17 protein-coding genes are annotated in these 18,580 nt (G+C 58.6%); 4 read left to right on the top strand and 13 right to left on the bottom strand.

The window, feature by feature from the left end:
- Positions 1-218: 218 nt before the first annotated feature.
- The 5 genes from AC2FNN_RS11830 to AC2FNN_RS11810 all read right to left on the bottom strand — a co-directional run bounded on the left by AC2FNN_RS11830 (position 219) and on the right by AC2FNN_RS11810 (position 3,425).
- Positions 219-524, bottom strand: a complete 306-nt coding sequence (locus AC2FNN_RS11830) for a hypothetical protein (RefSeq protein ID WP_152457558.1) — start codon at positions 522-524, stop codon at positions 219-221.
- A gap of 59 nt (positions 525-583) precedes the next feature.
- Positions 584-1,066 (bottom strand): transcription antitermination factor NusB, encoded by a 483-nt coding sequence (gene nusB, locus AC2FNN_RS11825; RefSeq protein ID WP_496758784.1) that lies wholly within the window; start codon positions 1,064-1,066, stop codon positions 584-586.
- Positions 1,063-1,614 (bottom strand): 6,7-dimethyl-8-ribityllumazine synthase, encoded by a 552-nt coding sequence (locus tag AC2FNN_RS11820; protein ID WP_496758783.1) that lies wholly within the window; start codon positions 1,612-1,614, stop codon positions 1,063-1,065. Before AC2FNN_RS11820 ends, nusB begins: the two co-directional genes overlap by 4 nt.
- Positions 1,615-1,616: 2 nt before the next feature.
- A complete protein-coding gene (gene ribB, locus AC2FNN_RS11815; protein ID WP_496758782.1) occupies positions 1,617-2,738 on the bottom strand; it encodes a 3,4-dihydroxy-2-butanone-4-phosphate synthase in 1,122 nt (373 codons plus the stop codon).
- 99 nt (positions 2,739-2,837) lie between these two features.
- The gene (locus tag AC2FNN_RS11810; protein ID WP_496758781.1) at positions 2,838-3,425 is read right to left on the bottom strand and encodes a riboflavin synthase; all 588 of its coding nucleotides are present in this window, start codon (positions 3,423-3,425) and stop codon (positions 2,838-2,840) included.
- A 143-nt stretch (positions 3,426-3,568) separates the two neighbouring features.
- Here AC2FNN_RS11810 and AC2FNN_RS11805 point away from each other — a divergent pair, with 143 nt between their 5' ends.
- Genes AC2FNN_RS11805 through AC2FNN_RS11795 form a run of 3 tightly spaced genes read left to right on the top strand, consistent with a single transcriptional unit; the run spans position 3,569 to position 8,085 of the window.
- The gene (locus tag AC2FNN_RS11805; RefSeq protein ID WP_496758780.1) at positions 3,569-4,894 is read left to right on the top strand and encodes a capsule polysaccharide biogenesis protein; all 1,326 of its coding nucleotides are present in this window, start codon (positions 3,569-3,571) and stop codon (positions 4,892-4,894) included.
- Between the two features lie 53 nt (positions 4,895-4,947).
- A complete protein-coding gene (locus tag AC2FNN_RS11800; protein WP_224855168.1) occupies positions 4,948-6,081 on the top strand; it encodes a polysaccharide biosynthesis/export family protein in 1,134 nt (377 codons plus the stop codon).
- A gap of 3 nt (positions 6,082-6,084) precedes the next feature.
- Positions 6,085-8,085 (top strand): capsule polysaccharide biogenesis protein, encoded by a 2,001-nt coding sequence (locus AC2FNN_RS11795; RefSeq protein WP_496758778.1) that lies wholly within the window; start codon positions 6,085-6,087, stop codon positions 8,083-8,085.
- Between the two features lie 2 nt (positions 8,086-8,087).
- Here AC2FNN_RS11795 and ribD read toward each other — a convergent pair whose 3' ends face one another.
- From ribD to AC2FNN_RS11775, 4 genes are all read right to left on the bottom strand, one after another.
- On the bottom strand, positions 8,088-9,188 hold the full coding sequence (ribD, locus tag AC2FNN_RS11790; protein WP_496758776.1) for a bifunctional diaminohydroxyphosphoribosylaminopyrimidine deaminase/5-amino-6-(5-phosphoribosylamino)uracil reductase RibD: 1,101 nt from the start codon (positions 9,186-9,188) through the stop codon (positions 8,088-8,090).
- On the bottom strand, positions 9,185-9,655 hold the full coding sequence (gene nrdR, locus AC2FNN_RS11785) for a transcriptional regulator NrdR (RefSeq protein WP_117869416.1): 471 nt from the start codon (positions 9,653-9,655) through the stop codon (positions 9,185-9,187). The genes ribD and nrdR overlap by 4 nt, the downstream gene beginning before the upstream one ends.
- A 120-nt stretch (positions 9,656-9,775) precedes the next feature.
- Positions 9,776-10,189, bottom strand: a complete 414-nt coding sequence (locus AC2FNN_RS11780) for a secondary thiamine-phosphate synthase enzyme YjbQ (protein ID WP_496758774.1) — start codon at positions 10,187-10,189, stop codon at positions 9,776-9,778.
- 21 nt (positions 10,190-10,210) lie between these two features.
- Positions 10,211-10,615, bottom strand: a complete 405-nt coding sequence (locus AC2FNN_RS11775) for a hypothetical protein (RefSeq protein ID WP_496758772.1) — start codon at positions 10,613-10,615, stop codon at positions 10,211-10,213.
- 461 nt (positions 10,616-11,076) lie between these two features.
- Between AC2FNN_RS11775 and AC2FNN_RS11770 the strand changes: the two genes are divergently transcribed.
- A complete protein-coding gene (locus AC2FNN_RS11770; RefSeq protein WP_496758770.1) occupies positions 11,077-12,117 on the top strand; it encodes a helix-turn-helix domain-containing protein in 1,041 nt (346 codons plus the stop codon).
- A gap of 161 nt (positions 12,118-12,278) precedes the next feature.
- Here AC2FNN_RS11770 and rpoD read toward each other — a convergent pair whose 3' ends face one another.
- From rpoD to AC2FNN_RS11750, 4 genes are all read right to left on the bottom strand, one after another.
- Positions 12,279-14,267 (bottom strand): RNA polymerase sigma factor RpoD, encoded by a 1,989-nt coding sequence (rpoD, locus tag AC2FNN_RS11765; RefSeq protein WP_171633431.1) that lies wholly within the window; start codon positions 14,265-14,267, stop codon positions 12,279-12,281.
- Positions 14,268-14,380: 113 nt separating this feature from the next.
- On the bottom strand, positions 14,381-16,327 hold the full coding sequence (gene dnaG / locus AC2FNN_RS11760) for a DNA primase (RefSeq protein WP_496758769.1): 1,947 nt from the start codon (positions 16,325-16,327) through the stop codon (positions 14,381-14,383).
- An 80-nt stretch (positions 16,328-16,407) separates the two neighbouring features.
- Positions 16,408-16,704, bottom strand: coding sequence for a hypothetical protein (locus AC2FNN_RS11755; RefSeq protein ID WP_152457544.1), 297 nt, complete (start codon positions 16,702-16,704; stop codon positions 16,408-16,410).
- A gap of 119 nt (positions 16,705-16,823) precedes the next feature.
- On the bottom strand, positions 16,824-18,254 hold the full coding sequence (locus AC2FNN_RS11750; protein WP_496758768.1) for a Glu/Leu/Phe/Val family dehydrogenase: 1,431 nt from the start codon (positions 18,252-18,254) through the stop codon (positions 16,824-16,826).
- Between the last annotated feature and the right edge of the window lie 326 nt (positions 18,255-18,580).

Raw genomic sequence — 18,580 nt, 5'->3', positions numbered from 1 at the left:
CTGACCTCTTGCGCGAACCCGTCAGACACCCTACTTAAGCGCGTGGCGGGTTCTGCCCTTCTTGTGACAGGTAGCATTCTGGTGGCCTTAAGCAATTCCGAGGGGGCTGGCTCTGTTCAGGTCCTGGCCTGATTACCCGGCGCCCACCTGTACATACAGGTCCTCGGGAATCAAACCGCACGGTTGACTGGTGGTCCCGCCGCACTTTCCCTGAAATTTCAGCGCCCTGCGCGAGCTTCCTGTTTCACGGTTGCCGGCTCAAAGCTGTGCGCGACCGGTGTTCCCCGACGCGGCCCCTGCGGCTTTTCCGCCATGCTCATGATCTTGTACGCGAACTGAACGCCGGCAAAGACGATGCCGTTCATGAACCAGATCATCACCAACGCGATCAGGCCGATTTCCGACCCGGTTATCAGATGCCGAAGGTTCGCGACGTTCAGCGCCAAAAGCACCCCGACAAACACGGCCGAGATGACAAAACCCCAGGCGACTTGCGTGATATACAGGCGGATCAGTTTGGGCATGGCGAACCTCCTTGCGCTTCGACAACAATGCTAGCGCATGTCTGGTTCAGGTAAACGTGTCAGAACGCCTCGGGCTGGGCCTCGCGCGCCATGTGATCCAGCACGGCATTGACGAATTTAGGTTCTTTACCCTCAGGGAAAAAGGCACGCGCCACATCGACGAACTCTGTGATCACCACCTTGGGCGGTGTGCCGCTTTGGGTCAGTTCCGCACCCGCCGCGCGAAACAGCGCGCGCAGGGTCGGGTCGATGCGCGCGATCGGCCATTTCGCCACCAGCGCGCGGTCGGTCATCTGGTCGATCGGCGCCTGATAGTTCACGGCGTCATCCACCAGCTTGCGGAATAGCGTGCTGTCGCCCTCGAGCAACTCGTCGCCCTCATAGACCGCGCCGAACCGGTGGTCCAGAAACTCGTTGACCACCTGCTCGGTCGTCTGGCCCGACTGTTCCATCTGGAACAGCGCCTGCACGGCGTAAAGCCGCGCGGCGGATTTCATCAGGCGTTTCCGGTTTGCCGGTTTCGGCGTGTCTGTCTGGGTCATGCTGTCGTTGATCCGTTGCTGTCGCCCGCCACCAGGATGGACTCGGACGGCGGCTTGAATCCGACGCCCTTTTTCGAAGCGCCCCACTTACGGCTGAGCGCGATCAGATGCAAGGCCGCAGCGGCCGCGCCGCCCCCTTTATTCATCTTTTCGGGATTGGCGCGGACTTCGGCCTGTTCGTCATTCTCGACGGTCAGGATGCCGTTGCCGATGCACAGCCCCTGAAGGCCCATCAACTGGATCGCACGGCTGGAGTCGTTGCAGACGGTTTCGTAATGCGTTGTCTCACCGCGGATGACGCAGCCAAGCGCGACATAGCCGTCAAAGTTGCACTGCCGGTCAGCCATGGCGATGGCCGTGGGAATCTCCAGCGCGCCGGGAACTTCGACCACTTCGCAGGTGCCGCCAGCCGCTTCGATCTCGGCCGTGGCGCCCGCAATCAGGTTGTCGGCGATCGAGCGGTAGAACGGAGCCGCCACGATCAGCAGTTTCACCGGCTTGTCGAAGCTGGGTGTCGGCAGAATTCCGTGTTTGTCTTGTTCAGCCATGTTCAGTCTTCCTTCAGAATCGAGCGGGTACCGACGATGGACAGACCAAACGCGTCCAGCCCAAGATACACCGTTTCAGGAGAGTCGGTCAGCAGAACCAGTTCCTGAATTCCCATCTTGGACAGGATCTGCGCCCCCAGACCGGTTTGTTTTATAGTGCGCGGCCCTTCGTCCCCAGTGGCATATAGCGAGTTGCGCGGCTGGCGGAACAGGCAGACCACTCCGCGGCCCTCTTCGGCGATCTTTTCCATTGCGCGCGGCAGCTCGCGCGATGATTTCGGGCCAAGCCCCAGGATATCCGGCGCTTCGTGCAGGGCGTGCGTGCGCGTCAGAACGGGCTCGGGTGTGGTGATGTCACCTTTGATCATGACAACATGTTCAATGCCGTGGGTCTGATCGGTGAAAATCCGCATTTCCCATTCACCGCCATATTCCGAGGTGACGGTCTGACGCGAAGTTTCAACCACCAAGTTGTCATTACGCGACCGATAGCTGATCAGATCGCTGATCGTGCCGATTTTCATGTTGTGCTTTTTGGCGAACTCGACCAGATCCGGCAGGCGCGCCATGGTTCCGTCTTCCTTCATGATCTCGCAGATCACGCCTGACGGGTTTAGTCCGGCAAGGCGCGAGATATCCACGGCGGCCTCGGTATGGCCTGCGCGCACCAGCACCCCGCCCCGCTTTGCCCGCAACGGGAAGACATGGCCCGGGGTGGCGATATGCGCCATCGTGTTCTGTTCGTTGATCGCGGTCGCCACGGTCAGCGCCCGGTCGGCGGCTGAAATCCCGGTGCTGACACCTTCGCGCGCCTCAATCGAAACCGTAAAGGCCGTCTCGTGCCGGGATGAGTTGTTCACGGCCATCATCGGCAGGCCCAGCGCATCTATCCGTTCCGCGGTTATCGGCAAACAGATCAGACCGCGCCCGTGGGTGGCCATGAAGTTGATCGCCTCGGCATCCGCAAACTCGGCCGGGATCACCAGATCGCCTTCGTTCTCGCGATCTTCGTGATCGACCAGAATGTACATCCGGCCGGCGCGCGCCTCTTCGATGATTTCTTCGATCGGGCTGATCGCGTCACGCAACTGGGCCTCGACCGGTCCGGGGGTTTCAAAGCTCATGGGGCAGCCTTTCACATGGCAGGTTTGCTCGGCGGAATAGACCACTGAGGGCGCAAAGACCAGTCCACAAACGGCGCAGGGGTTTTCCGACGCGACGTATCAGGACATCTCGGACAGGCGCGCGACGTACCGGGCCAGCGTATCGATCTCAAGATTGACGCGATCGCCCACACCCACATCGCCCCAGGTCGTGACTTCCTTGGTGTGAGGGATGAAGTTGATGCCAAACTCGCAATCATCCACGTCATTGACCGTCAGCGATGTCCCGTTCAACGCAACCGAGCCTTTGGGCGCTATGAACCGGGCCAGCTCCTTCGGTGCGCGCAAGGTGACACGTGTGCTGTCGCCTTCATCTTCGACCGCAACCACTTCGGCCACGCCGTCCACATGACCCGAAACAATGTGACCGCCCAGTTCATCGCCGACTTTCAGCGCACGCTCCAGATTGACACGTTTGCCGACGGCCCATGTATCAAGATTTGTCTTCGAAACCGTCTCGGCGCTGATCTGAACATCATACCAATCGTCGCCCAACGCGATCACCGTCAGGCACACACCATCACTGGCAATCGAGGCCCCAATATCGATACCGGTCGTGTCATAGGCCGTCCTGATCCGGGCGCGCAGATCCCCCTGCTGTTCCAGCTCGGTGACGGTGCCGATGTCGGTGACGATCCCTGTGAACATTCCGTTAACCCTCAGTTCCTAACCTGTGCCTGCTTTTCACCGTCGAGGTAAGCCCAATGGGCCGCGCGGGCAAGCCCCGCCTTGCCGTACAAGGCCCAAACAGGCATAGTTTCCGCAACAAAAAAACGAAAAGAGCAGTCCAGATGCCGCAAATGCCTTCCGGCTCAGATAAACGGGTCTTCCTGTTTCTTCAGGGACCTCACGGGCCGTTTTTCTCGACACTCGGGCAGATGTTGCGTGCCACGGGGGCACAGGTCTGGCGGGTTGGGTTCAATGCGGGCGATCAGGCGTTCTGGTTCGACAAGGCAAGTTTCATCGCGTTCCAGAACAAGCCCGGCGATTGGCCCGAGACATTGAACAGACTGATTGCCGACAAGGGCGTCACGGATATCGTTCTTTATGGCGACACGAGACCGGTCCACGCCCGCGCAGTTGAGATTGCGAAGTCTCAAGGGCTGACAATTCACGTATTCGAAGAAGGCTACCTGCGGCCCTGGTGGGTTACGTACGAGCGGAACGGGTCAAACGGGCATTCGCGCCTGATGTCACTGAATGTCGACCAGATGCGGCAGGCTCTGGCCCGGTCGGACAGCAAAACGCCCCCGCCACCGTCGCATTGGGGGGATATGCGGCAACACATATTCTACGGTGCCCTCTATCATTGGTTCGTCATGTTCCTGAACAAGAGATACCGCAATTTCCGGACTCATCGTGATCTGTCGGTTTCACAGGAATTCCGGTTGTATTTCAAACGCCTGATACTGATGCCTGTTCATCGCCTGCAACGCGGCATTGCCACGGCGCGTGTCAGATGGGGGGGCTTTCCGTACCACCTTGTGCTGCTGCAACTGGGGCATGACAGTTCGGTTCAGGCCCATTCCGAATTCTCCTGCATGTCCGATTTTCTGGAGCTGGTCATCGCAGGATTCGCGCAAGGCGCACCGGCACATCACAGGCTGGTTGTGAAAGAGCACCCTTTGGAAAACCACCGTGAACCATTGCACCTGCGCGCCACGGAGATTGCCAGAAAACACGGGGTGCAGAACCGTGTTCACTATGTCCCCGGCGGAAAACTGGCAGGTTTGCTGGATGAGGCGAACTCGGCCGTCACCGTGAATTCCACTGCGGGGCAGCAGGTCTTGTGGCGGGGTATTCCGCTGCGTATTTTCGGACGTTCGGTTTATGACAAGACCGACTTCGTATCACAGCAGTCGATCGCCGCTTTTTTTGCTGAACCAGACGCGCCGGATGTCGACGCCTATCGCTGTTACCGGCAATTCCTGCTGGAAACCAGCCAGGTTCCGGGCGGGTTTTATTCCCGGCGCGGCAGGCGGCAGTTGCTGCGCCGCGCCGTGGACATGATGCTCAGCGGCAGTGACCCTTATCAGGCCCTTCTGAACAAGAACGAGGCACCGACGCCACAGTTGAAAATCGTCGAGCAATTCGGGCGCTCTGTGACTGGAAGTTGAGCTGCTTCCCGGCTAATCTTCCCGCAACAACAAAAGACTGAGGATATCCGGCAGTGCAATTCTCTCCTAAGCGATGGATGCGGGGGGTTTCCCTTGTGGCCGCAATCGGCTTGATGGCGGCCTGCCAACTTCCGAAATCCGGGCCGAACAAGACCGAAATTCTGGCGGGTGCCGTCCAGAATGGTGGCAACGCGTTTGTCGTCGAAGTCGATGACCGCGTAACACGCCTTACATCCGCCGTGCCTCAGTTCGGCTTTTCTTCCTCGTTCAGCAGCGCCCAGGCCTTGACCGCCGACACTGTCCGCCCCGGTGACGTGCTGGGCCTGACCATATGGGAAAACGTGGACGACGGGTTGCTGTCCGGCGAAACCGGTGCGGCGACCATTCTGGACGAAGTTCAGGTCGACAGCGATGGTTTCATTTTCGTCCCCTATGCGGGTCGGATTCGGGCCTCGGGCAACACCCCCGAACAGCTTCGCGTTTTGATCACGAACAAGCTGCGGGAACAGACACCGGACCCACAGATCGAAGTGCGGCGTGTTGCGGGTGACGGTTCCACCGTCTCGCTGACGGGTACAGTCGCAACCCCCGGCATCTATCCGATCGAACGCCCAACCCGTTCCCTGCTTGGCATGCTGTCCAAGGCGGGCGGGGTCTCAGTAGCGTCGGATATCGCGTTGGTGACGCTGATCCGAGGGGATCAAAAGGGCACCGTCTGGTACGAAGATCTGTTCCGCAACCCGAAACTGGACGTCGCTTTGCGTGGCGGCGACCGCATTTTGGTGGAAGAAGACAGCAGATCATACATAGCGCTCGGCGCGACCGGAGGTCAGTCTCGTGTGGCCTTTGACAGTCAGGACCTTACTGCATTGGAAGCTTTGGCTCAGGTCGGTGGTCTGCTAACACTGTCCTCTGATCCAACCGGCATTTTCATTCTGCGAAAAGAGCGCCAGGACATCGCGCGCAGCATCACTGGACGCGCCGACCTGAAGGGGGATCAACGCATGATCTACCTGCTGAACCTGACGGCCCCCAACGGCCTGTTCATCGCGCGGGATTTCGTGATCCGCGACGATGATACGATTTATGTGACCGAAGCACCTTATGCACAGTGGAGCAAATCGATCTCGCTGATCGCTGGTGGCCTGACCCCCATCGCAAACGTCGCCACGCTGACCGGCAACTGATGCATGGTACCCGATCCGGACAGCGCAGCCGGGGCCGAGCGCACCCGGCTGTTCGTCTACAACGGCGGGTTTCTTACGCAAAAACGCCTGAGACGGATTCTGACGCTTGCCGGATATGACATCCGTCTGGGTCTTCCCAAGGATGGCGATTGCGTGGGCATATGGGGCAACAGCCCGACCGCGTATCGGGGCCTGCGCATCGCCGAAAAACACCATGCACCCGTTCTGCCGGTCGAAGATGCCTTTCTCAGGTCTCTGCACCCGGGGCGCGCCGGTGAACCGCCCTTGGGTCTTTTGCTGGACCGTTCAGGCCCGCATTTCGATGCAGCCGCACCTTCGGACCTCGAGAAGCTGCTGAACACTGATCCCTTGGACGATACCGCGCTGCTGAACCGCGCACGCGCGGCGATGGAACGGGTCAGGGAATTAAACCTCAGCAAGTATTCCGCGTTTGACCCCGATCTTGCCGCACCTGACCCCGGTTATGTACTGGTCGTCGATCAGACGGTTGGCGATGCCGCCGTCTCGGCAAGCGGTGCTGATCGTGCCCGTTTTCTTGAAATGCTTGTGGTCGCGCAGGAGGAAAACCCAGGCGCGCGCATTCTGATAAAGACACATCCGGAAACGATTGCGGGTCATCGTCAGGGGCATTTCACCGATCAGGACCTGTCAGACCGGGTCGCGTGGTTTGACAAGCCAATCAGCCCCTGGCCCCTGCTTGAAGGCGCCGTTGCGGTCTATACCGTGTCCTCGCAGCTGGGCTTTGAAGCAATCCTGGCCGGCCACAAACCGCGCGTTTTCGGTCAACCGTTCTATGCCGGCTGGGGCCTGACGCAGGATGAATTCCCAGTCCAGCGCCGTCAGCGCAACCTGACGCGCGCGCAACTGTTCGCGGCCGCAATGCTGCTTTATCCGACCTGGTACGACCCCTTTCGCGATCAGCTGTGCGAACTGGAAACGGTTCTGGACATTTTGGAGGCGCAGACCCGTGCATGGCGTCAGGACAGGCACGGTTGGACGGCCGCCGGTATGCGCCTGTGGAAACGCAGGCACATGCAGCAGATTTTCGGGCGGCATGGCAAGTTGCGTTTTACGGCCACAAAGCCTGACACCTCGGATCGCCCCCACATGGTCTGGGCCAGTCAGGCGCGCGAAAGCGAAGGGGCCGTTCGTGTGGAAGACGGCTTTTTGCGTTCTCGCGGACTTGGGGCGGCGCTTGTTCCGCCCCTATCCCTGGTAACCGACGAAATCGGCATCTACTATGACCCCACAAAGCCCAGCCAGTTGGAAAACCTGATCAGCGAGCGTGCAACATTGCGCCCGGATCAGGAATTGCGCGCTGAAAGGATTGTCGAGAGATTGCTGGCCGATGGTTTGAGCAAATACAACACGGGCCAATCCGCGCCGGTTCTGCCCCATGGTCACCGAATTCTGGTGCCCGGACAGGTTGAAGATGACGCCTCGATCCTGCTGGGCACCAACACGGTGCGCAGCAATCTGGACCTGCTGCAAACAGCGCGCGAGGCCAACCCCGATGCAATCCTGATCTACAAACCGCATCCTGATGTCGAAGCCGGGTTGCGGGACGGCCAGATAGACGCAGGGTCACTTGCGGACCTTGTCGTGACCCGGACTGACCCCGCCTCGCTGCTGACGCAGGTGGACGAGGTGTGGACGATGACATCGCTATTGGGGTTCGAAGCATTGTTGCGCGGGGTGAAGGTCACGACTCTGGGCGCGCCCTTCTATGCGGGATGGGGCCTGACCACCGATCTGGATACCGTACCCGTCAGACGAGGCGCACGGCCATCGCTGATGGGCTTGGTACACGCCACCTTGATTGACTATCCACGCTATTTCGATCCGATCACCAAACAGCCCTGCCCTGTCGAAGTGGCTGTTGAACGCTTGGCGCTGGGGTATTCGGCACCGTCCGGTCCGTTCAACCGTTTTCTGTCAAAGCTTCAGGGCGCGTTCGCAACGCATGCCCATCTTTGGCGTTGACGTTATTCCGACGCTCTGCGCCAACGGTGCAACACATCCCCACCGACCGCCTGCGTTTCGATCAATTCGAACCTGGGGGCGGCCTCCAGCGTTTCCAGACCTAGTGTCCCGACCGCGGCCAGGCCTTCGGCCCCGATGGTTAAGCCGGCAGTGAACCCGATCAGCTCGTCCACCAGATCTTCGGCCAGCAGCGAGGCCGCAAGCGCGGCACCGCCTTCGCAGAAGACACTGGTCAAACCGGCCTGACCCAGTTGCTGAAGCAGATCCAACGCATCGATATGATGATCTTTCAATGCACAGGGGATCAGCTTTGCCCCCAATCCCTCCCACGCCTGTGCGCGTTCGACATCCGGGTGATGCGCATGGCAGAGCCAGACAGGTATCTTTGAGGCCGTGCGCGCCAGCTGCCCCATCAGGGAAATATCCATATGGCGGGACACCACGACGCGGACAGGTTGATGCTCAACGCCAAGATCCCGAACGGTCAGCGAGGGGTCGTCGGCGCGCGCCGTCCCTGCTCCGACCATCACCGCATCGTGACGTGCGCGCATGGCATGGACCACACGACGTGCCTGCGGTCCGGTGATCCATTGGCTGTGCCCTGTCGAGGTTGCGATGCGCCCGTCAAAACTGCTGGCCATCTTCAGCGTCACAAAAGGTCGGCCTTGTTCAGTCTTGAGGAAGAAGCCTTCCAGATCCCGTTCTGCCTGTTCCGCAAGAACGCCAGTTACAACGTCGATCCCCGCCTCGCGCAACATGGCAAAACCCAGCCCGGCCACGCGCGGATCGCTGTCTTCGACAGCGGCCACAACGCGGGATACACCTGCGGCAATCAAGGCCTCGGCGCAGGGCGGAGTTTTGCCGTGATGGGCACAGGGTTCCAGCGTTACATAGGCGGTCGCACCACGTGCGCCCTGCCCGGCCTGAGCCAAGGCTTCGGTCTCGGCATGAGGGCGGCCGCCCGGTTGTGTCCAGCCCCGCCCGATGATCCGGTCATCACGAACAATGACACACCCCACAGCGGGGTTCGGCCAGCACGTCCCCTGACCGCGCCGCCCCAAAGACAGGGCAAGCGCCATGAATCGCTTATCTGTTTCGTTCACTCGTCAGTCGAAGGCTGCGGCGGGCGCAGTTCGTGGACGAACTCCTCGAAATCATCGGCCGCCTGGAAATTCTTGTACACACTCGCAAAGCGAACATAGGCGACAGTGTCGATCCGCGCCAGAGCTTCCATAACGATCTCACCGATCTTGTTGGACGGGATATCCGTGTCGCCCATGCTTTCCAGACGGCGCACGATGCCCGAAATCATCTGATCGATCCGTTCGGGATCAACGGGGCGTTTCTGCATCGAGATGCGGATCGAACGCTCCAGCTTGTCGCGATCGAAATCTTCGCGTTTACCATTGGTTTTTATGACAACCAGATCACGTAGCTGCACACGTTCGTAAGTCGTGAACCGCCCGCCACAGGCCGGGCAAAACCGGCGTCGGCGGATTGCCACGTGGTCCTCTGCCGGGCGTGAATCTTTTACCTGAGTATCGATATTTCCGCAAAACGGGCAGCGCATCCGCCGTCTCCTCGTCCCATGTTCGGCCTCTTTTTGTAAGCGCTGCGGCTTACTTATCCACAACTATAGGGCAGCCGCTAGGGTTTGGGTAGTCGGAAATTCAAACCGCTAAATAGTGGGTCAGGCCAGATACGCCGCAACCTTCCTTTGATGCGGCGCAGTGCGATGTTCAAACAGGTAAATCCCTTGCCATGTTCCAAGAACGGGCCGTCCCTGCGAGACCGGGATCGTCAGCGAAACCGGCAAGAGCGCGGCCTTGATATGCGCAGGCATATCGTCCGGGCCCTCGTAGATGTGCCGCAGATACGACATGGCGGGGTTGTCTGACGGTGGAACCAGCCGTTCGAAGAACGCCTGAAGATCTGTTTGAACTTCGGGGTCGGCGTTTTCCTGGATCAGCAATGAGCAGGAAGTGTGGCGAACGAACAGGGTCAAGACCCCATCTTTCGCCACCCGTTCAAGCCATTGCAAAACGTCGGACGTGAATTCGTACAGCCCCGGCCCTTGGGTGTGCAAAACGAACTCGGTCTGCATCGTGACTATCCTGCGGGTTTGTCAGTCGTTGAAGAACGGTCGATAGTTACACCGTGCATTCGCACCTTGTACAGATTCACTGTTGCCAGGTTGAAACCCGAACGAGACAAAGCTGCTTGGTTGCGCATCAACCGATTGAGGTGGCTTGATGGAAAACTGAACCGCTGTTCTGCGACCGGTTGTGACACTGGGCCCGTATCCTCGCAACACGTAAATCCGGTCCGTCCAGCCCAATCCCAAGGTTCGACGTGCATAATCCGCGGCGGCGCACCAATAGCCTTCGGCGCGCATGTCGCCGCGGGGGATGACCTCGAAATCAGTGGCGTTTATGGGTTCCGTTCGAAACCCGTTCCGCGCAGCGTCTGCTGTCAGTGGTACACTGAAGGCCAAGGCTGCCAGCGCGGCGAAAATGTATGACTGTTTCATGGTAATTTCTTCCCTGATTGCTTGTTCCAAATGGTGGTCTCCAAATAGGTTAGACGAACTTCACCGCGCGCACAGGGTGCCTCACGATCAATTCAGCCAGCCTGGTACATAGCGTGATCCGGTGTGAGCCAGCCTTGACAGCGGATCAGCAGGCCCAAGCCCGTCATCGCAGAACAATGCGTCACTTATGGGGAAAAATGAGCGTGCCGGGGAGCCCTGAGCAGAGATTGGTGATTTCTCCGAGGCTCTGACCTCATCCCCATGAAGGTCCCGACCCGGCAACAAAGCTGATTTGGACAGCCGCGCGTTACACTTCATGCGCGTTCCGGTCAAAACCTTTCGAGAACTTGCCAACACGCGATACTCACGCGCAAAATCCTTCCTGCCAAAAGCCAAAGTCAAAAAAGGAATTTCCGTGATAACCTGTTAATGTATTTGAAAATGTAAGGTGTTGTACCACGATGGACGTAGATATCGACCGACTACATTTTTTGATCCAGGCGCTGGATCGCCACGCCGGCAACAGCGATCTATCCCAACGGGTAATGAAACAGGCCGGTCTGCGTCAGCAAGATATCGCGCCCCCTGCCACAGTCTACAGCGCACATAAAGAGGCCCTGTTCATCCGGCACGCCTGTGACGCCGTTGGTGACATCACATTTGCGGCGCGCACTGGGCTCAAGGTCACGTCGGCCTCGACCGTGACGGGGTATATCAGTAAATACTCACGCGATTTGAGGCAGGTGATGGAAAACCTGTCGCGTTTTCACGGCATCATCGATCCGGCCATCGGGCTCAGCTTCCGTGTTGCCGGCAACTTCGCGGCGCTTGAGGCCGATTGGAAAGATGCCAGCTTTGCCCGCTATCATCGGCGCACGGAGTTCCTGTTGTTCGCTGCGCTGGCCAGGATGAGAAACCTCACGCAGGTGAACTTGCATCCGATCGAGATGCGCTTTCAGCACAAAGTTGGAAGCCGCGCCAAAACCTACGAAAAGCTGGCGGGCTGCCCGGTGATTTTCGGGGCTGAAAAGATTGAAATCATTCTGCCGTTATCTGCGCTGGAATTGAAGGTGCCGACCTATGATCCTAAGCTGCGCGAGCATTTGCTGGAATACGGAGAACGTCTGCTGGCCGAGAAACCACCTCCCAAGCACAAGACCCGCGCCCGCGTCGAAGGTCTGATCACCCGATCCCTGCCCGGCGCAATCCTGCAAGCCGAAGATGCGGCGGCGGATCTGGGGATGAGCCTCAGAACCTTCAGTCGACGCCTCAAGGATGAAGGAACAAGCTATCGCGATATTGTGGACGATCTAAGGTGTGATCTGGCCCAGACTTTCATCACAAATGGCATGACTCTGTCTGAAATCTCATACGCGCTGGGGTATGCCGATCAGGCGGCTTTTTCGACCGCCTTCAAACGGTGGACAGGTCAGCCGCCCAGCGCCTTCAAGACCCGAGTGGAACATCCCATTCGGACAGCTGGCCGGGGGTCATCAACCTGAAAAGCCTCGCCCCGGCCTGTCCCATGAGTGGACAAGACCGATATAGAAAGGCACACCGCCCTGGCCTTGTGCATTCGCGCCAACGTGATGCGAGAACCAGCCAATGTGAACGAAAAAAGGCGCCTCTGACGGGGCGCCTTCGTTCGTATTGATCTTTGTTCTTATTGATCCAGGAAAGACCGGAGTTTTCGTGACCGGCTGGGATGCTTCAGCTTCCGCAGCGCCTTGGCCTCGATCTGGCGGATCCGTTCGCGGGTCACGCTGAACTGCTGACCAACCTCTTCCAGCGTGTGGTCGGTGTTCATGCCGATGCCAAAACGCATCCGCAGAACCCGTTCTTCGCGCGGAGTGAGCGAGGCCAGAACCCGCGTCGTGGTTTCCTTGAGGTTTTCCTGAATGGCGCTGTCCAGCGGCAGCACGGCATTCTTGTCCTCGATGAAATCGCCCAGTTGGCTGTCTTCCTCGTCGCCGATGGGTGTTTCCAGAGAAATTGGCTCTTTGGCGATCTTCATCACCTTGCGCACTTTCTCGAGCGGCATCTGCAACTTTTCGGCCAGTTCTTCCGGCGTCGGCTCACGGCCGATTTCGTGCAGCATCTGACGGCCCGTGCGCACCAGCTTGTTGATCGTTTCGATCATGTGAACCGGAATACGGATCGTGCGGGCCTGATCCGCGATCGAGCGGGTGATCGCCTGACGAATCCACCAGGTCGCATAGGTCGAGAACTTGTACCCGCGACGGTATTCGAACTTGTCCACCGCCTTCATCAGGCCGATGTTACCTTCCTGAATAAGATCAAGGAATTGCAGGCCGCGGTTCGTGTACTTTTTGGCGATCGAGATCACCAGGCGCAGGTTGGCTTCGACCATTTCCTTCTTGGCCTGCCGCGCCTCTTTCTCGCCCTTCTGAACCTGCTGCACGATGCGGCGGAATTCCGAGATATCCAGACCGACATATTGGCCGACCTGAGCCATATCGTTGCGCAGCTCTTCGACCTTCGCGGTCGAGCGTTCGATGAACATCTGCCAACCCCGGCCCGGCTTTTCGGCCATCTCGGCCAGCCAGTTCGGATCCAGTTCACGGCCCCGATACGCTTCGATAAACTCGCGGCGGTTGATCCGTGCCTGATCGGCCAGCTTGACCATCGCGCTGTCCAGAGACATGACGCGGCGGTTGATGCCATAAAGCTGGTCGATCAGCGCCTCGATCCGGTTGTTGTGCAGGTGAAGCCCGTTCACCAGTTCGACGATCTCAGCCCGCAGTTTCTGATAGGTTTCTTCGTCTTTTTCACTGAACGTACCGTCCTCGTTCAGCGTGGCCGAAATCCGGCTGTCCTGCATTTCAGACAGCATCGAGAAGTCGGTCGAGATACGCTCCAACGTGGTCAGGACCTGATCCTTCAGCGCCGCTTCCATCGCGGCCAGCGACATGTTGGCCTGATCGTCGTCATCGTCATCGTCGTCGTTGTTCAGCGGGTTGCCATCCGCATCCAGCTCGGGGCCGGTATCCTTGGCTGGCTTGTTCGCCTGCACGGCCGAGGTATCGACGACCGGCTCTTCAACGTCACCGTCTTCGTCCAACTGGTTGCCGAACGTGGTTTCCAGATCAATGACATCCCGCAAAAGAATGTCTTCGGACAACAATTCGTCATGCCAGATGGTGATCGCCTGAAAGGTCAGCGGGCTTTCACACAGGCCTGCAATCATCGTATTGCGACCGGCTTCGATCCGCTTGGCGATTGCGATCTCACCCTCGCGGCTCAGCAGTTCAACCGAACCCATCTCGCGCAGATACATGCGCACGGGGTCGTCGGTGCGATCCAGCTTTTCAGTACCGGAACCGGCCAGCGCAACCTCACGGTTGCTTTCCGCGGCAACCAGTTCGGTCGAGCCTTTGTTCTCTTCCTCTTCGGCCTCTTCATCTTCGATGATGTTGATGCCCATCTCGGACAGCATCGACATTACGTCTTCGATCTGTTCCGAACTGACCTGATCAGGCGGCAAGACCTGATTGAGCTGGTCGTAGGTGATGTAACCTTTCTCGCGAGCCTCGGCGATCATCTTCTTGACGTTCGCCTGGCTCATGTCCAGCGAGATTTCCTGTTCCTGCTCGTCGGATTTGCGGTCTTCGTTCGTATCCTTGGCGGCCATTCAATGCTCCTGCAGGGATGGGTGATTCGTCTCAGCCGAATCATTAGCGCGTATAAGTGATTCGGCCACCCGTTTACCCGTTTTTCTTTTCCAGTGCCTTACGAAAACACCACTTATCGGCGTTTCCGCTCGAATTTGATGCCTGACATGATCGCCGCAAACGCGTCTTTCTCGTCACGATTGATTCGCGCACCATTGTGGGCAATGTCGAATACGGCCCGATCCTCGTTCTGGCTTCGACTCGTGCGGTTACGCTCTTCGGCGGCTTGCGCCAGCCGGTATGTCAGCGCCTCATCGGGCAGATCGGACAGTTCCTCTGCCGCTTCGGCAATCTCGGCATCCAACCCCCGGAGCGCTTTGATCTTTGCGAGTTCCTCGGCCAGTGTCATCTCGGCCTTTTCAACGTCGCCTGGCTTGGACACACAGGGGATGACTGCCACATGGCGAAGGGTCAGCAGGTTTTCAAGGGCGTCAGGCCCCATTGATGCGATAATGTGGTCTTTCAGGTGGTCCGGATCATCAATTGCGTGACGCAGGACAGCATCGCGCAAGGCCGCGTAATCAGGATTGTGACATTCCATTTCTTCCAATTGTTGCTCAAATTGGACAACAACCTTGGGATTCAGAATTGAGATCGCCAGAATCGCGGCTTCGCGCAGTTGGATATCCGCGTTTTCCGATGAGGCCAGAAACGAACTGCGCGCGCCCGGCGTCGCGGTTTGCTGCGGCTGCCATTTTCCCCGCGGTTGCCACGGACGGTTTTGCGGCTGCCGTTGCGGACGGAACAGCTGCCAGCGCAGGTCTTTGATTTCTTGCCCGTAATGCGAGCGGATCGAGGAATCCCGGATCAGCTTGATCTTGTCTCGCAATGCCTTGTCCAGTGCTGCCTTGCGTTCCGGGCTGTCGAATACCTTTCCTTCGGTCTCGCGCTGCCACAGAAGTTTGACCATAGGCACGGCCCCTTCCAGAACGGCCTGAACGGCGCCCGGCCCTTCGGTGCGCAACAGATCGTCCGGGTCCTTGCCTTCGGGCATCAAGGCAAAACGCAGGGATTTCCCGGCCTCCAGCAGCGGCAGCGCCAGATCAACCGCACGCATGGCCGCCCGCAGACCTGCTGTGTCGCCGTCCAGTGCTATGATCGGTTCATCAGCGATCCGCCACAGCAGTTGCAACTGATGTTCAGTAATGGCCGTTCCCAAAGGCGCAACCGACGCGCCAAACCCCGCCTCGGCCAGCGCGATCACGTCCATATACCCTTCGGCCACGATCAACGGCTGCCCTTTGCCCGCCGCCTGCCGCGCCGGACCTTGATTGTAAAGGCTGCGCCCCTTGTCGAACAACTCGGTCTCGGGCGAGTTCAGGTATTTCGCGTTGTCATTCGGGTCCATCGCCCGCCCGCCAAACGCGATACAACGTCCGCGCGGATCGCGGATCGGGTACATGATGCGGTTGCGGAAGGTGTCATAAGGCTTTTTGCCCTTGTTCGAAGGCTTGGCCAGCCCGGCCCCAAGGATCAGATCCTCGGCCACGTTTTTGCCGCGCAGATGGTCCCACAGCGCCTGCCAATCGTCCGGAGCAAACCCGATCTCCCACCGGTCCAGCGCTTGCGCGTTCAACCCGCGGCGCGCGAGGTAGTCTCGTGCGGCGGCTCCTGCCCCGGTCTTGAGTCGCAGGCGGAAGAACTGCACCGCCTGTTCCATCACATCGGCAAGCTGACTGCGACGATCCTGCTTTTCCTGCGCTTTCGGGTCGCGCGCAGGCATCGGCATGCCAGCCTCTCGGGCGAGGATTTCAACCGCTTCGATGAAGGAAACATTTTCCGTTTCTTTCACAAAGCTGATCGCGTCGCCCTTGGCGTGACAGCCGAAGCAGTAATAAAACCCCTTCTGATCATCGACATGGAATGAGGCCGTCTTTTCGTGATGAAACGGGCAAGGCGCCCACATGTCACCTTTGCCCTGATTGGACTTGCGTTGATCCCACATGACCTTGCGCCCGACAACCTGAGACAGGCTCAGGCGGGTGCGCAGTTCATCCAGAAATCCGGGGGGCAGTGACATGTGTCAAACCTGACAGAAACAGGAACGCGCGCCAAGGGGATGGCGCGCGTTTGTCCACAAGGAAATGTCCGGGCTGTGGATTATTGCTGCAAACACAGCTCGAGCCAAGCAGCGCCCAAATCCTTTTTGCGCACATCGCGCATCTTTTGTTCATAGACCCACGGCGTGATCAGCGGGATTGCGGCATTGTAGTTCTCGGGCCATGTCGGGCCACTATCCGCCACGGCTTGCGCCACATCGCGTTCTTTCACGCGGTCCAGCCGCGCCTTTTGGATCGCGGCCACCACATCCGCCTGATATTTGCAGCTTTGTTCCTTAGTTTCCTGAGCGGCCAAAGGGGTGGCCAGCAGAGCCGCGACAATGGCTATACGCAACATGGAGGTCTCCGGGATTCGTTTCTCTGAGTGTCTACTATCCGTCAAACTAACGGGCCGCTATCGACATTCAAGCCGCAGCGCGTACCGGCGGGGCGAAATGATCACCCCGCCCGCCTGCTTCAGAGCCCCTTGGCGCGATAGCTTTTGGCCACGCGGTCGATCGCCACGATATAGGCCGCAGTACGCAGGTCTTCGACATCGTCGCGGCTGTGCCACACTTCACGCATCGACTGGTAGGCAATACGCATCGTGTCATCGAGGCCCGAGCGCACCAGCTCAAGCTCGTCGGCACCCTTGAGGTATTTTGCCTTGAAGTCCGGCGACATCGACCACGCGTCCCCCAGATAACGGTCCAGCCGTTCCAGCTCGCTGACGATCAGTTCATGGCGCGCCTCTTCCTGGCGGCGCTGCATCCGGCCGAAACGAATGTGGCTGAGGTTCTTGACCCATTCGAAATAAGAAACCGTCACACCGCCCGCGTTGGCATACATATCCGGGATGATGATGGTGCCTTTCTTGCGAAGAATCTCATCGGCGCCAGCGGTGACCGGGCCATTCGCGGCCTCGATGATCAAAGGTGCCTTGATCCGTTCAGCGTTGGACAGATTGATGACACCCTCCAGGGCAGCCGGGATCAGGATATCACACTCGACCTCCAGAACGGTTGCGCCTTCCGCTGAATGAGTCGCGTCCGGATAATCCTTTACGCCGCCATGCTTGACGATCCACTGATGGACGGCTTCGACGTCGATACCATCCGGGTTATAGAGCGCTCCGTCCCATTCGATGATACCCACAATGCGCGAACCGTCTTCCTCGCTCAGAAACTTCGCGGCGTGATACCCCACGTTGCCGAGCCCCTGCACCACAACACGCTTGCCTTCCAGCTTGCCCGACAGGCCGGCCGTCTTGACGTCTTCGGGGTGACGGAAAAATTCGCGCAGAGCGTATTGGATACCGCGTCCGGTCGCTTCGACCCGTCCGGCAATGCCACCTGCGTTCAATGGCTTGCCGGTCACACAGGCCCGTGCGTTGATGTCGGTGGTGTTCATCCGCGCGTATTGGTCGGCCATCCAGGCCATCTCGCGTTCGCCTGTTCCCATGTCGGGCGCCGGAACGTTCTGCGACGGGTTGATCAGATCCCGCTTGGCAAGTTCATAGGCAAAGCGGCGCGTGATCTGTTCCAGTTCGTGTTCTTCGTATTTCCGCGGATCAATGCAAAGACCGCCTTTCGATCCGCCAAAAGGCGTTTCGACAAGAGCACATTTGTACGTCATCAACGCAGCCAGCGCTTCGACCTCATCCTGATTCACCGCAGTGGCATAGCGAATGCCGCCTTTGACCGGCTCCATATGTTCGGAATGGACAGACCTGTACCCGGTGAAGGTGTGGATCTCACCGCGCAGACGCACACCAAACCGAACTGTGTAGGTAGCGTTGCAAACCCGGATTTTCTGCTCCAGCCCCGGCGGCAGTTCCATCAGGGCGGCCGCCCTGTTGAACATCAGGTCAACACTCTGGCGAAAGCTTGGTTCTTGGATGCCGGTCATAAAATCCTCCGTACCGCTGGATGACGAAACGTCATGACGTTTTGTCGCACCACTCAAGTCTGGCTGCAATCAAACAATGCACTTTTTTTCATCACCTTCCTAACAGAGACTTGAGTTTCTGATGGTGAGTCGCCCAATCCGGTCAATCGCTTAACGGATTGTCTTCATTTCATCGACAGACCATGGGAAAACGTTAAAATTATACCCTCTGCGCGCCCAAAAAGGCCAAAACCAAGCCTTTTTCGCCCAATTCACGCCACGTTTGAAAATTAACTTTGTCCCAAATCTCTTTTTCTTTGACGCACGAATTCGACGTGTGAAGCGGA

This window comes from Ruegeria sp. BHSA118 (assembly GCF_059613405.1).
Note: the sequence above shows the minus strand (reverse complement) of the source record. Positions and strands in the feature narration are given on the sequence as shown.

What these genes read in the sequence shown, in the direction of transcription:
- AC2FNN_RS11830 (WP_152457558.1), bottom strand. Translation starts at nt 524, where the DNA reads ATGCCCAAACTGATCCGCCTGTATATCACGCAAGTCGCCTGGGGTTTT.
- nusB (WP_496758784.1), bottom strand. Translation starts at nt 1,066, where the DNA reads ATGACCCAGACAGACACGCCGAAACCGGCAAACCGGAAACGCCTGATG.
- AC2FNN_RS11820 (WP_496758783.1), bottom strand. Translation starts at nt 1,614, where the DNA reads ATGGCTGAACAAGACAAACACGGAATTCTGCCGACACCCAGCTTCGAC.
- ribB (WP_496758782.1), bottom strand. Translation starts at nt 2,738, where the DNA reads ATGAGCTTTGAAACCCCCGGACCGGTCGAGGCCCAGTTGCGTGACGCG.
- AC2FNN_RS11810 (WP_496758781.1), bottom strand. Translation starts at nt 3,425, where the DNA reads ATGTTCACAGGGATCGTCACCGACATCGGCACCGTCACCGAGCTGGAA.
- AC2FNN_RS11805 (WP_496758780.1), top strand. Translation starts at nt 3,569, where the DNA reads ATGCCGCAAATGCCTTCCGGCTCAGATAAACGGGTCTTCCTGTTTCTT.
- AC2FNN_RS11795 (WP_496758778.1), top strand. Translation starts at nt 6,085, where the DNA reads ATGGTACCCGATCCGGACAGCGCAGCCGGGGCCGAGCGCACCCGGCTG.
- nrdR (WP_117869416.1), bottom strand. Translation starts at nt 9,655, where the DNA reads ATGCGCTGCCCGTTTTGCGGAAATATCGATACTCAGGTAAAAGATTCA.
- AC2FNN_RS11780 (WP_496758774.1), bottom strand. Translation starts at nt 10,189, where the DNA reads ATGCAGACCGAGTTCGTTTTGCACACCCAAGGGCCGGGGCTGTACGAA.
- AC2FNN_RS11775 (WP_496758772.1), bottom strand. Translation starts at nt 10,615, where the DNA reads ATGAAACAGTCATACATTTTCGCCGCGCTGGCAGCCTTGGCCTTCAGT.
- AC2FNN_RS11770 (WP_496758770.1), top strand. Translation starts at nt 11,077, where the DNA reads ATGGACGTAGATATCGACCGACTACATTTTTTGATCCAGGCGCTGGAT.
- rpoD (WP_171633431.1), bottom strand. Translation starts at nt 14,267, where the DNA reads ATGGCCGCCAAGGATACGAACGAAGACCGCAAATCCGACGAGCAGGAA.
- dnaG (WP_496758769.1), bottom strand. Translation starts at nt 16,327, where the DNA reads ATGTCACTGCCCCCCGGATTTCTGGATGAACTGCGCACCCGCCTGAGC.
- AC2FNN_RS11755 (WP_152457544.1), bottom strand. Translation starts at nt 16,704, where the DNA reads ATGTTGCGTATAGCCATTGTCGCGGCTCTGCTGGCCACCCCTTTGGCC.
- AC2FNN_RS11750 (WP_496758768.1), bottom strand. Translation starts at nt 18,254, where the DNA reads ATGACCGGCATCCAAGAACCAAGCTTTCGCCAGAGTGTTGACCTGATG.